Below are 13,284 nucleotides of genomic sequence, written 5' to 3' on the forward strand. Positions count from 1 at the left end.
TTTTTCATTTCAAAGTGGCTTGTACTGAATCCATGTCCGGCACCCTCGCCCTTACCGAACAACTGATCGCGCGCGCGTCTGTCACGCCCGACGACCAGCATTGCCAGCGCCTCCTGATCGAACGCCTGTCCGCGCTCGGCTTCGAGCACGAGACGATCGAATCGAACGGCGTGACCAATCTGTGGGCCGTCAAACGCGGCGTCGACGGCACGCGCGGCAAGCTGCTCGCGTTCGCCGGCCACACGGACGTCGTGCCGACCGGCCCGCTCGAACAATGGCACTCGGCGCCGTTCGAGCCGACCCATCGTGACGGCAAGCTCTACGGCCGCGGCGCGGCGGACATGAAGTCGTCGATCGCCGGCTTCGTGGTGGCGAGCGAGGAATTCGTCGCGGCGCACCCGGCGCATCGCGGCTCGATCGCATTCCTGATTACGAGCGACGAAGAAGGCCCCGCCACCGACGGCACCGTCAAGGTCGTCGAAGCGCTGCAGGCGCGCGGCGAGCGCATGGACTACTGCATCGTCGGCGAACCGACCTCGAGCGCGCAGTTCGGCGACATGGTGAAAAATGGCCGGCGTGGTTCCATGTCGGGCAAGCTGATCGTCAAGGGTGTGCAAGGCCATATCGCCTATCCGCATCTGGCGAAAAATCCGGTGCATCTGCTCGCGCCCGCGTTGGCCGAACTGGTCGCCGAACGCTGGGACGACGGCAACGAATACTTCCCGCCCACCACCTGGCAGGTGTCGAACATCCATAGCGGCACCGGCGCGACCAACGTGATTCCCGGCCACGCGGACGTGATGTTCAATTTCCGCTTTTCGACGGCGAGCACGGTGGAAGGCCTGCAGGCTCGCGTCCATGCGATCCTCGACAAACACAATCTCGAATACGACCTGCAATGGACTGTGAGCGGCCTGCCGTTCCTCACGCCGCGCGGCGATCTGTCGAACGCACTGGCTAAAGCGATCAAGGACGAAACTGGCGTGACGACTGAACTGTCGACCACCGGCGGCACCTCGGATGGCCGCTTCATCGCCCGCATCTGCGAGCAGGTGATCGAATTCGGCCCGCTGAACGCCAGCATCCACAAGATCGACGAACATATCGAAGTCGCACACATCGAGCCGCTGAAGAACGTGTATCGCCGCGTGCTCGAACAACTGATCGCCTGACCAAGGAATTTCCGCGATGACGCTCCCGTTTTCCACTGTCCGCGACCTGCTGCGTTTCGCGGTGTCGCGCTTCAACCAGGCCGAGTTGTCGTTCGGCCACGGCTCGGCCAACGCCTACGACGAAGCCGCTTATCTGATATTGCACACGCTGCATCTGCCGCTCGATCTGCTGGAGCCGTTCCTCGACGCGCGTCTCTCGCCGGCCGAGGTCGACGCCGTGCTGAACGTGATCGAGCGCCGCGCGGGCCAACGCGTGCCGGCGGCGTACATCACGCAGGAAGCGTGGATGCACGGCTTTCGCTTCCACGTGGACGAACGCGTGATCGTGCCGCGCTCGTTCATCGGCGAGTTGCTGCAGGACGGTCTGCAGCCGTATGTCGAAGACCCTGAACAGGTCGGCGCCGTGCTCGAACTGTGCACGGGCTCTGGCTGCCTAGCGATCCTCGCCGCGCACGCCTTCCCGAACGCGGATATCGACGCCGTCGATCTCTCCGCCCCTGCTCTCGAAGTCGCCACGCGCAACGTCGCGGACTATCATCTCGACGACCGCATCGCCCTCTTCGAAGGCGACCTGTACGCGCCGCTAGCTGAGCGCCGCTACGACGTGATCATCAGCAATCCGCCGTATGTGAACGCCACTTCCATGCAGGAACTGCCCGCCGAGTACAAGCACGAGCCGGACATGGCTTTGGCAGGCGGCGCGGACGGCATGGACATCGTGCGCCGGATCATCGCTGAAGCGCGCAACTGGCTGACCGAAGACGGCGTGCTGGTGATCGAGATCGGCAACGAGCGCGCGAACGTCGAAGCGGCCTTCGGCGGCCTCGATCTGGTCTGGCTGTCGACAAGTGCCGGCGACGACAACGTGTTCCTGATTCAGGCGGCGGATCTGCCGGTATAACGTTCAATCGCTGAACCGCCGGTCGCTGGACCGCCGGTTGCTGAACCGCCGGACCGCTTTATCGCACGACACGCGCGGCAGACGTTCATTGCCTGCCGCGCGTATCGAAGCGCCTAGCCACACACGCCTGCACCGCCCGCCTCTCGCCTTCTCGCACACCCCGCATTCGCGGAATCCCCTAAGAAGCAGGATCGTCACCCCACCCCAACGCACGTACGTTCGGTAAGATGGGCGCGGTCAGCTGCACGCTGCGCCGTCAGGCCGCAGCGGCAGCGCCCTGCCAACCCTTCGCCCGCCTATGGAATTCGACCTGCTTCACATCGGCACGCTGGTCGCCCTCGCCCATATTCTCGGCGTGGTGGCGGCGTGCCACGCGATTCTGTACACCCGCACATCGCAAGGCGCGATCGCGTGGGCCGTGTCGCTGGTCGCGATGCCGTATCTGACGCTGGTGCCGTATCTGTTCCTCGGCCGCAGCAAATTCCAGGGTTATGCGGACGCTCGCCGCATCGAAAACGAATTGCTGCGCACCCGCGCCCATCCTCAGGCATGGGACACGCTGGCCTCGTCGGCCGGGCTGCCTACCCGGGAACTTGGCGCGAGACTCGTGCATTCGCTCACGCGCCTCGGTGGCATGCCGTTCCTGCCGGGCAATTCCGTGCGTACGCTGGTCAACGGCGCCGCCACGTTCGAGGCGATCTTCGAAGCGATCGAAGGCGCACGCAATTACGTGATCGTGCAGTTCTTCATCGTGCGTGATGACGCGCTCGGCGAGATGCTCAAGGACGCACTGATCGCGAAAGCACAGCAAGGCGTGCGCGTCTATTTCCTCTACGACAGCATCGGCAGTTTTGATCTGCCCCACCGCTACGTGGCGGCGCTGCGGGCAGCCGGTGTGGAGACGCACCCGTTCGCCACCAATCGCCGCTTCGTGAACCGTTTGCAGTTAAATTTCCGCAATCACCGCAAGATCGTCTCGGTGGACGGAGAACGCGCGTTCATCGGCGGACACAACGTGGGGGTCGAATATCTCGGCAGTAAGCCACCCCTGTCGCCATGGCGCGATACGCATATCGAAGTGCGCGGCCCCGCTGTCGCCAGCATCCAGTTCGTGTTCACTGAAGACTGGCACTGGGCGACCCAGCAGTTGCCCGAGTTCGCCATGCCGGCTTTCCAGCCTGCCGACGAAGGCATGCACTGCCTCGTCGTGCCGAGCGGTCCCGCCGACAAACAGGAGACCTGCTCGCTCTTCTTCGTCGAAGCGATCAACGCGGCACGCGAGCGGATCTGGATCACCACGCCTTATCTCATCCCTGACGAAGCCGTATTCGCCGCGTTGCGGCTGGCCGTGCTACGGGGCGTGGATGTGCGCATTCTGATTCCATGCCGCCGCGATCACCGCGTGGTGTTCACCGCCTCGAAACTGTACGCGTACGACTCGCTGCGCGCGGGCATCCGCATCTTCCGCTACCAGCCAGGCTTCCTGCACCAGAAGGTCGTGCTGATCGACAGCGCGGCGGCGGCCATCGGCAGCGCCAATCTCGACAACCGCTCGTTCCGGCTGAACTTCGAGATCATGGTGCTGACCGTAGACCGCGGCTTCGCCAAAGATGTCGAAGCAATGCTGCTCAAAGATTTCGCGGAGTCGCTCGAAATCGACCGCACCGAGTACCGCAACGCAAGCGCGCTGCGGCGCGTGCTGATGCACGTGGCGCGGTTGTTCTCGCCGATCCTGTAGCGCTCCGGCTGCGCCGTGCGTTACAACTGCTTTTCGATGTCCTCGACAATCGCCTCGGGCTTGGTCAACGGCGCATAGCGCTTCACCACGTTGCCGTCGCGGCCGATCAGAAACTTGGTGAAGTTCCATTTGATCGCTTCGAGCCCCAGCAAGCCCGGCGCCTCGCCCGTCAGATAGCGGAACAGCGGATGCGCATTGGCGCCGTTCACATCGATCTTGTCGAACATCGGAAAGGTCACGCCGTAATTCTTTTCGCAGAAGCTGCCGATCTGCGTGGCGTCACCCGGTTCCTGCTTGCCGAACTGGTTGCACGGAAAACCGAGCACCGCGAGGCCGCGCGCAGCGTACGTGTCATAAACCTTTTGCAGACCCGCGTACTGCGGCGTGAACCCGCATTCGCTCGCCGTGTTGACGATCAGCAGAACCTTGCCCTGATAGCGCTCGAGGCTCACTTCCTCGCCGCCAAGCGTACGTGCGGAAAACGAATAAATCGATGTCATGTGCTCTCCCCGTGAAAGCCGTCAGTCTATGCCAAAAGCCGCGCCGGTACAGTCGGCCGAATGGCCGATCCTGGCCGGGCGCCCGGTGACAGCCCCAGCAGTCTAAAATAGCGTTTTTCTTCAGCCGGCCTCTTCGTGATCCGCTTTAACCAGTTCAGCCTCGCGCGCGGCACCAAGCCGCTCTTTGAAAACACCACGTTCACCCTCAATCCCGGCGAGAAGGCCGGCCTGGTGGGGGCGAACGGCGCGGGCAAGTCGACTCTGTTTGCCGTTCTGCTCGGCGAACTGTACGCCGACGGCGGCGATTTCTCGATCCCGCCGAACTGGCAGATCGCCCACGTCGCGCAGGAAACGCCCGCTGCGGACAAAACCGCCCTCGCCTATACGCTCGACGGCGACGCGGCGCTGCGCGCGATCGAAAAATGCATCGCCGAAGCCTCCGCCGCGCATGACGGCGCCGCCGAAGGCGAAGCGCACGCCGCGTTCGCCGACGCCGACGGCTACACCGCGCCCGCCCGCGCAGAGGCGTTGCTGCTAGGCCTCGGCTTCACGCTCGAACAAACGCGTGAGCCGGTCAGCAGCTTTTCGGGCGGCTGGCGCATGCGGCTGAATCTGGCGCAGGCGCTGATGTGCCGCTCCGACCTGCTGCTGCTCGACGAACCGACCAATCACCTGGATCTCGACGCGATCGTCTGGCTCGAAGACTGGCTGCACCGTTATCCGGGCACGCTGATCGTGATCTCGCACGACCGCGAATTTCTCGATTCGGTCTGCGACGTCACGCTGCATCTGGAGCATCAGCAGATCAAGCGTTATGGCGGCAACTACTCGCAGTTCGAAATCCTGCGCGCACAGCAGATCGCCTTGCAGCAAAGCGCGTATGAGAAGCAGCAGCGCACGGTCGAACATCTGCAGAGCTACATCAACCGTTTCAAGGCGCAGGCCACCAAGGCGCGTCAGGCGCAAAGCCGGGTGAAGGCGCTCGAAAAGATGGAGATGATCGCGCCGGCGCATGCGTCCTCGCCGTTCACGTTCGAATTTCGCACGCCCGATTCCGCACCGAATCCGATGATGGTGATGGAGGACGTACGCTGCGGCTATCGCGGTGAAGATGGCGAAATTCCCATCGTCGACCATGTCATGCTGTCGATTCAGAACGGTCAGCGCATCGGCCTGCTCGGCGCGAACGGTCAGGGCAAATCGACGCTGATCAAGACGCTCGCCGGCACGCTCGAAGCGCTCGGTGGCCATGTGCGCGAAGGCAAAGGCCTGCGCATCGGTTACTTCGCGCAGCATCAGCTCGAAACATTGCGTGCCGACGACACGCCGCTGCAGCATCTGGCGCGTCTTGCACCGGATACGCGCGAACAGGAACTGCGCGACTTCCTCGGCAGTTTCAACTTTTCCGGCGAGATGGCGACGGCGAAAATCGCGCCCTTCTCGGGCGGCGAAAAGGCCCGTTTGGCGCTCGCGCTGATCATCTGGCAAAAGCCGAATCTGCTGCTGCTCGACGAGCCGACCAACCACCTGGATCTCGAAACGCGTCACGCGCTGACCATGGCGCTCGCGCAGTTCGAGGGCACGCTGATTCTGGTGTCGCACGACCGGCATCTGCTGCGCGCCACGACCGACGTGTTCATGCTGGTGGCCAAGCATCGTCTGCAGGAATTCGACGGCGATCTCGACGATTACCGCGACTGGCTGCTGCAACATGCCGCCGACCAGCGCTCGGCGCTCAAGGCGGGCACGGCATCGAACGGTGCGGATAGCGCGGACGGCGGCGTCAATCGCAAGGAGCAACGCCGTCTCGAAGCGGAAACGCGTCAGAAGCTCGCGCACCTGAAAAAACCGCTGCAAAGCCGCATCGCCAAGATCGAAAAGGAAATGGACGCGCTCAACGCGGAGAAGGCGAAGCTCGATGCGTTCGTCGTCGATCCGGCCAGTTACGAGCCCGAGCAGAAGAGCAAACTGACGGAGGCGATCCGCCGTCAGGCAGATGTGAACGCGCGCCTCGAAACGCTCGAAGCCGAATGGCTCGAGACTCACGAGGAACTCGAACAAATCGGCTAGCGGCAGGCTGTTCGCGGTCCGCGCCGGTATCGATCGGAGGTAGCCCTTGTCACCCGTGAGCTCGTCTGCGTCCTCATCTGAGTCTTCGACTGAATCGTCATCTGCTTCAGCCGCGCCAGCGGTTGCGTCGTCGTCCACAGCGGCGCCTGCCCCGCTGCAAGGCCTGCGTGTGCTGGACCTGACGCGCCTGCTGCCGGGTCCGGTCGCCGCCTTGCGGCTTGCGGAACTCGGCGCCGATGTGCTCAAGATCGAAGCGCCGGGCGCGGGCGACCCCACCCGCACGATGATGCAATCGTCCGGCGACCGCGTGGCAGGCCGCCCCGGCGCGTTTTACCGGCTGGTGAATCGCGGCAAGCGCGAGACGCGCCTTGACCTCAAATCGGATGCGGGACGCAATGTATTGCGCGCGCTGGCAGCCGAAGCGGACGTATTGATCGAAAGCTTCCGGCCCGGCGTGATGGAGCGCCTCGGCGTCGGCTACGAAACCCTGCGCGCGCTCAATCCGAGGCTGGTGTACTGCGCGATCAGCGGTTATGGCGCCAGCGGTCCGTTCGCCGACCATGCCGGTCACGACCTGAACTACATCGGCTACGCGGGCGTGCTCGATCAGTTGGCGAGCCGCGACGGCGCGCCGATCCTGCCGAATTTCCAGATTGCCGACCTGCTCGGCGGTGCGTTGAGCGCGGTGACGCAGATTCTCGCCGCGCTATGGCACGTGTCGCGCGGCGGCGAAGGCCGCTTCGTCGACGTATCGATGACGCACGCCACCTATGCGCACAACGTCGTCGCGCAAGTGGCGCTCGCCAATGAGGGCACCGCGCCTGCGGCCGGCGCCAGTCTGCTGAATGGCGGCGTGCCCTGCTACAACCTGTACCGGACGCTCGACAATCGCTGGCTCGCCGTCGGCGCGCTCGAACTGAAATTCTGGGAAACGCTGTGCATGGCGCTGGACCGGCCCGAATGGGCGACGCGGCACTGGAGCCTCGGTCAGGCGATCGGCGGCCCGGACGCCGCTGCGCTGACGCAGGAACTGGCTGACCTTATCGGCAAGCGGCCGCTGGAAGAATGGGTATTGCTGCTGGAATCGCTGGACTGCTGCGTCTCGCCGGTGCTAACGCCGGCGGAAGCCGCACAGCATCCGCTGTTCAACCGCGAGGCGTACGCGGCGATGACCGAAGGCCAGAACGGCAACGATGCCGACGACCATGGTCGCCGGAACGGTTAAGCGCTACCAAAGTTAAACGACAATCAGGCTAAGACTTGCCCAGACAGTCCGGGTGCGGACTCTGGGGCGCGCAGCGATTAACTCTCCATCCAGGAGCCGTGCCAAACCTCAGCGCCGCACCGCCGTTTGCCGCGGCAAAACCTGGCGCGGCGTTTTTTCGTCGTCGTACAGCAAATGCTTGCGGCCTTCCACGTGACGGTTGATCGTTGCGCGCACTTCGGCGGCGGTAACATCTTCGGCCACTACCCGGCGCGAAATCTGCCCGGTCGTGTCGATCCACTCGACAATCCGGCAGGCACCACCCCAAGGCTGGCGAATCGGCTCGGAGACGCGGCAGCCGCGCACCTGCATGGGCCGCTCGGCCGCGGTTTCGTATGACTGTTTCAAGGCGCGATCCTTTTTCGGGCATCAGAAGGGATGCAATACCCTGCCAGCTTAGGAAAAAGGAATGTCGGGTAGGTTACAGCCAATATGGAGATATTTACTGGCCATTACGGACGGACAGGCGCCCGCAGGCGCCGGAACCCCGTCTAGTCAAGCGTGCGGACCCGATCGATGGCCTGTTCGATCCGCTCCACCGCAACAACTTGTAAGCCTTCAATCGGCTGTTTCGGTGCATTGGCCTTTGGAATGACCGCAATCGAAAAGCCCAGTTTGGCCGCTTCCTTAAGACGGTCCTGACCGCGCGGCGACGGCCGGATTTCGCCGGCAAGGCCCACTTCGCCAAATACGACCAGCCCCTTGGGCAGCGGCTTGTTGCGCATCGAAGAATGGATCGCGAGCAGCACGGCCAGGTCGGCCGCGGGTTCGGTGATCTTCACGCCGCCCACCGCGTTCAGGAACACGTCCTGGTCGAAACAGGCAATGCCGGCGTGCCGATGCAGCACCGCCAGCAGCATCGCGAGGCGATTCTGTTCCAGCCCGACTGCAAGCCGCCGTGGATTCGGCGCGTTGGCGGAATCCACCAGCGCCTGCACTTCGACCAGCAGCGGGCGCGTGCCTTCCTGCGTCACCAGCACGCAAGACCCCGGAACCGATTGCTCGTGCTGCGACAAAAACAGCGCCGACGGATTGGCGACGCCGCGCAAACCGCGCTCGGTCATCGCGAACACGCCGAGTTCGTTGACCGCGCCAAAGCGGTTCTTGATCGCCCGCACCAGACGGTACGACGAATGCGTGTCTCCCTCGAAGTACAGCACCGTATCGACGATGTGCTCGAGTACGCGCGGCCCGGCAAGCGCACCTTCCTTGGTGACGTGGCCGACCATGATGATCGTGGTGCCCGACTGCTTGGCGATGCGCGTCAATTGCGCCGCGCACTCGCGAACCTGCGCGACCGAACCGGGCGCGGAGGTCAGCGCGTCGGAATAAACGGTTTGAATCGAGTCGATCACCGCGACGTCCGGCCGCTGTTCGGCAATGGTCGCCTGAATTCTCTCGAGCTGGATTTCCGCCAGCAGTTGCAATTCGCTCGCCTTCGAGCCGGGCTCCAGCAACGAAAGCCGTTGTGCACGCAACGCAATCTGCGCGGCCGATTCTTCGCCGCTGATATAAAGCGCGCGTTTGTCCGCGGCGATTTCCGCGAGCGACTGCAACAGCAGTGTCGATTTGCCGATGCCCGGATCGCCGCCGATCAGCACCACGCCGCCCGGCACCAGACCGCCGCCCAGCACACGGTCGAACTCGCTGACGCCGGTCGAAAAGCGCGGCACGTCGGACGCTTCGATATCGGCGAGACGCCGCACCGGCGCACTCTTCGCGAGCGACTGGAAGCGATGCGTGGACGGCGCCTCCGCGACCGATTCCACCAGCGTGTTCCACGCATTGCATGACGGGCACTGCCCGGCCCACTTCGGCGACTGGCCGCCGCATTCACTGCAGATGTACAACGTCTTCTGTTTAGCCACGCGCCCTTGCCTGTGTTGCTGTTCTTTGGATTGATGCGCTCGCCGGGGTCCTCGCTGAGCTGCTCCAGCTCACCGGGGACCTCACTGCGACCGTCTTTGGGGATTGTCTTTGCACCGTCATTGAGACCGCCAGCATGCCTGCACGGCGGCCCACACCCGGCCTGTCAGTGCCGCGCCTTACTCCGCGCGCACCGGCACGCGCGGCGCCACCGCGCACATCAGCTCGTAGCCGATCGTGCCGCACGCCTGCGCGACGTCGTCGATCGGCAGGGACGTGCCCCACAACTCGACGCGCGAGCCGACGTTGGCGGTCGGGATCGGCGTCAGATCGACGGTCAGCATGTCCATCGACACCCGTCCGACGATCCGCGTGCGCACGCCGTCGACGATCACCGGCGTGCCTTCCGGCGCGACCCGCGGATAACCGTCCGCGTAGCCGCAGGCCACGACGCCGATGCGCATCGCCCCGCGCGCCTTGAACGCCGAACCATAGCCGACCGTATGGCCTTCGGCGAGCGTCTGCACGGCGATCAGTTCGGAGGCGAGCGTCATGGCCGGTTGCAGGCCGGTGCCGGCGATCGCCGCCGTCACGCCCGAGGGCGACGCGCCGTACATGATGATGCCTGGGCGGACCCAGTCGAAGTGGGCTTCGGGATGCCACAGCGTGGCCGCCGAGTTCGACAGGCTGCGCGCGCCGGCAATGCCTTGCGCGCCGCGCTCGAACGCTTCCATCTGATGGGCGACGCCGCGTTCGCCGTCGGCATCCGAGAAATGGGTCATCAACGTGATCTGGCCGACGCCCTGGCAGGCGCGCGCACGCTCCCACGCGGCGCGGAATTTCTCCACCGTATAACCGAGGCGGTTCATGCCGGTGTTCATCTTCAGCTGGATATTGACGGGCTTGGACAGGCGCGCCATTTCGAGCATGCGCAGCTGTTCGTCCGAGTGCAGCGCCGTGGTCAGGCTGTAGCGGTCGATCACGTCGATATCGGTCGGACGAAAGAAGCCTTCGAGCAACAGAATCGGGCCGGCCCAGCCCAATTCACGCAACTTCACGGCCTCCTCGAGGTCCAGAAGACCAAAGCCGTCGGTCGCGCGCAAGCCGGGAAAAGCGCGCGCAAGGCCGTGCCCATAGGCGTTTGCCTTGACCACGGCCCAGATCTTGGATTTTGGCGCGTAGCGCCGGGCGACGGCGAGATTATTGGCGAGAGCGGCAGTATGGATCGTGGCTGAGAGGGGGCGCGGCATGGGTAATTTTCGTAAAGACGCTTGCGAATCAGGAGCTTACAGGGCGTTTTCAGTGCTCGGCAGCCCGCTGGGCGGTGCGATCAAGGATTCTGCTAGTCCGAATCCAGCTATTTTCATGATATAAAGCCGTGCGCACAACCCATTTCGAACGGTATAAGCCCGGACGCTTTGCACACGGCCGGGGCGGACAGACCGCAGCGAGGACAGCATCGCATCAGATGAAAAAAGGTTTTTACACCATCATGGCCGCGCAGTTTTTTTCGTCGCTGGCCGACAATGCGCTTCTGATCGCTGCTATAGCACTGCTGAAAGATCTTCACGCCCCGAACTGGATGACGCCGCTGCTCAAGTTGTTCTTTGTGCTGTCGTACGTCGTTCTGGCCGCTTTCGTGGGGGCCTTCGCCGACTCCCGGCCGAAGGGGCACGTGATGTTCGTCACCAATACCATCAAGGTAGTGGGCTGCATCACGATGCTGGTCGGCGCTCATCCGCTGATCGCCTACGGCATTGTGGGTTTCGGCGCGGCGGCGTACTCGCCCGCCAAATACGGCATTCTTACCGAACTGCTGCCGCCTGACCGGCTGGTCGCGGCGAACGGCTGGATCGAAGGCACCACGGTCGGCTCGATCATTCTCGGCACGGTACTCGGCGGCGCGCTTATCAGCCCGCACATTGCCGCGCCGATCCTCAGGCATCACATCCCTACCGTCAACACGCCCGCTGAAGCAGCGATGCTGGTGATCATGGCCATCTACGTGATCGCGGCGCTCTTTAATCTGCGCATTCCCGACACCGGCGCACGCTATCCGAAACAGGAACGCGGCCCGATCAAGCTGGTCACCGATTTCGCCGACTGCTTTCTCGTGCTGTGGCGTGACAAGCTCGGTCAGATCTCGCTCGCCGTCACCACGCTTTTTTGGGGCGCCGGCGCGACGCTGCAATTCATCGTGCTGAAGTGGGCTGAAGTGTCGCTGAACATGTCGCTTTCGGAAGCCGCCATTCTGCAAGCGGTGGTTGCGGTCGGCGTGGCAGTCGGCGCGATTTACGCAGCCTCGCGCGTGCCGTTGAAGAAGTCGCTGACGGTACTTCCGGTCGGCATCATGATGGGCATCGCCGTCATGCTGATGGCCTTCTACACACGTGACCTGTTCCCCACGCATTGGGGCTTGTATTTTGGCCGTGTGCATGTGCCGGGCTATCTGATCGTCGCGTATATCTTCCTGATGATCGTCGGCGGCCTGTCGGGCTTTTTCGTCGTACCGATGAATGCGCTGCTCCAGCATCGTGGCCACGTGCTGCTGTCGGCGGGGCACTCGATCGCCGTGCAGAACTTCAACGAGAATCTCTCGGTGCTCGTCATGCTGTGCCTGTACGCGGTGCTGGTGTGGCTCGATGTGCCGGTTACCGCGGTGATCGTGCTATTCGGCACCTTCGTCTGCGTGATGATGTGGTTCGTGATGCGCCGCCACCAGGCGAATCAGCGCGCGTTCGACTCGGTCGCGCTGATCGGCGAAGTCAAGCACTGACCCGCGGCGCGCACGGCGCTTTGTCGTGCCCGCGCCTTCCCCCTTTCCTCGCTTTGCCATGACTCAACCCATTCCCAATGTGCTGACGATCGCCGGTTCCGATTCCGGCGGCGGCGCCGGCATTCAGGCCGATCTGAAGGCTTTCTCGGCGCTCGGCGCTTACGGCGCGAGCGTGATCACCGCGCTCACCGCGCAGAACACGCGCGGCGTCACGGCGATTCACGCGCCGGAGCCCGCCTTCATTACCGCGCAACTCGACGCGGTGTTCGACGACATCCGAATCGATGCCGTGAAGATCGGCATGCTGGCGAATGCGGGCATCGCGCGTGCGGTCGCCGAGGCGCTGCGGCGGCACAAGCCGACGCACGTCGTGCTCGACACGGTGATGATTTCGAAGAGCAATCACGCGTTGCTGCTGCCGGATGCGGTTGCAGCGGTGCGCGACGAGTTGCTGCCGCTGGCCGATCTGCTGACGCCGAATCTGCCGGAAGCCGCGGCGTTGCTGGGCGTGCAGGCTGCCACTGACGAAGCCGGGATGGTCGAACAAGGCGAAGCGTTGCGTGCGCTTGGCGCGCGGGCGGTGCTGATGAAGGGCGGCCATTTGAGCGCGGCGGACAGTCCCGACTGGCTCATACAGGAAAGCGGCACGCTGCGTTTGGGCGGTCCGCGCGTGCCGGTGAAGAATACGCATGGGACGGGCTGCACGCTGTCGTCGGCGATTGCGGCACTGATTCCGCAGCGCGCCGATCTGGCGAGCGCGGTTGCCGACGCCAAGCTGTATCTGACCGGCGCGTTGCAGGCGAGCGACCGGCTGAACGTCGGCAGTGGCGTCGGGCCGGTGCATCATTTTTATCGGTGGTGGTGAGGGGCTGAGACAGGGGCGCGCATGGCCGTGCCAGGCGATGCCATTGGCCATTCGATTCCGGTGCTAGGTTCTACTATGAGTTTGGCCGGAAGTCAGCGGCCACGCAGCCACTCGCTGAGACAGCCGCACGCC

At 63.9% G+C, this 13,284-nt stretch carries 11 protein-coding genes; 7 read left to right on the top strand and 4 right to left on the bottom strand.

The features are described from left to right. Window positions 1-32: 32 nt before the first annotated feature. The 3 genes from dapE (at window position 33) to cls (ending at window position 3,811) form a co-directional block, all read left to right on the top strand. Window positions 33-1,172 (top strand): succinyl-diaminopimelate desuccinylase, encoded by a 1,140-nt coding sequence (dapE, locus tag R8871_RS26920; RefSeq protein WP_054041013.1) that lies wholly within the window; start codon window positions 33-35, stop codon window positions 1,170-1,172. 16 nt (window positions 1,173-1,188) lie between these two features. Then, window positions 1,189-2,073 carry a 50S ribosomal protein L3 N(5)-glutamine methyltransferase gene (gene prmB / locus R8871_RS26925; protein ID WP_175053184.1) on the top strand — a complete coding sequence of 295 codons (885 nt, stop codon included), beginning with the start codon at window positions 1,189-1,191 and terminating at the stop codon, window positions 2,071-2,073. Between the two features lie 298 nt (window positions 2,074-2,371). Further along, entirely contained in the window at window positions 2,372-3,811 is a 1,440-nt protein-coding gene (cls, locus tag R8871_RS26930) for a cardiolipin synthase (protein WP_175053185.1), read from the top strand. A 20-nt stretch (window positions 3,812-3,831) separates the two neighbouring features. Here cls and R8871_RS26935 read toward each other — a convergent pair whose 3' ends face one another. Beyond that, a complete protein-coding gene (locus R8871_RS26935) occupies window positions 3,832-4,311 on the bottom strand; it encodes a glutathione peroxidase (protein ID WP_054041016.1) in 480 nt (159 codons plus the stop codon). Window positions 4,312-4,446: 135 nt separating this feature from the next. On the opposite strand from R8871_RS26935, the gene R8871_RS26940 reads away from it, so the two are divergent. Together R8871_RS26940 and R8871_RS26945 are read left to right on the top strand one after the other, a co-directional pair. Next, a complete protein-coding gene (locus R8871_RS26940; protein ID WP_175053186.1) occupies window positions 4,447-6,381 on the top strand; it encodes an ATP-binding cassette domain-containing protein in 1,935 nt (644 codons plus the stop codon). Between the two features lie 154 nt (window positions 6,382-6,535). After that, window positions 6,536-7,606, top strand: coding sequence for a CaiB/BaiF CoA transferase family protein (locus R8871_RS26945; protein WP_175053234.1), 1,071 nt, complete (start codon window positions 6,536-6,538; stop codon window positions 7,604-7,606). Between the two features lie 108 nt (window positions 7,607-7,714). Here R8871_RS26945 and R8871_RS26950 read toward each other — a convergent pair whose 3' ends face one another. From R8871_RS26950 to alr, 3 genes are all read right to left on the bottom strand, one after another. After that, on the bottom strand, window positions 7,715-7,993 hold the full coding sequence (locus R8871_RS26950) for a DUF2866 domain-containing protein (RefSeq protein WP_175053187.1): 279 nt from the start codon (window positions 7,991-7,993) through the stop codon (window positions 7,715-7,717). A gap of 143 nt (window positions 7,994-8,136) precedes the next feature. Continuing rightward, complete coding sequence (gene radA, locus R8871_RS26955) at window positions 8,137-9,513, bottom strand: DNA repair protein RadA (RefSeq protein WP_175053188.1); 1,377 nt, start codon at window positions 9,511-9,513, stop codon at window positions 8,137-8,139. A gap of 177 nt (window positions 9,514-9,690) precedes the next feature. Continuing rightward, window positions 9,691-10,761: an alanine racemase gene (alr, locus tag R8871_RS26960; RefSeq protein ID WP_093633349.1), complete on the bottom strand. Its 1,071-nt coding sequence runs from the start codon at window positions 10,759-10,761 to the stop codon at window positions 9,691-9,693. A 218-nt stretch (window positions 10,762-10,979) separates the two neighbouring features. On the opposite strand from alr, the gene lplT reads away from it, so the two are divergent. Both lplT and thiD read left to right on the top strand, forming a co-directional pair. After that, complete coding sequence (gene lplT / locus R8871_RS26965; protein ID WP_093633350.1) at window positions 10,980-12,287, top strand: lysophospholipid transporter LplT; 1,308 nt, start codon at window positions 10,980-10,982, stop codon at window positions 12,285-12,287. Window positions 12,288-12,345: 58 nt separating this feature from the next. Beyond that, window positions 12,346-13,152 carry a bifunctional hydroxymethylpyrimidine kinase/phosphomethylpyrimidine kinase gene (thiD, locus tag R8871_RS26970; RefSeq protein ID WP_175053189.1) on the top strand — a complete coding sequence of 269 codons (807 nt, stop codon included), beginning with the start codon at window positions 12,346-12,348 and terminating at the stop codon, window positions 13,150-13,152. Window positions 13,153-13,284: the final 132 nt, after the last annotated feature.

The sequence above is a fragment of the Paraburkholderia sediminicola genome, from assembly GCF_902859805.1.
Classification (GTDB): Bacteria; Pseudomonadota; Gammaproteobacteria; order Burkholderiales; family Burkholderiaceae; genus Paraburkholderia; species Paraburkholderia sediminicola.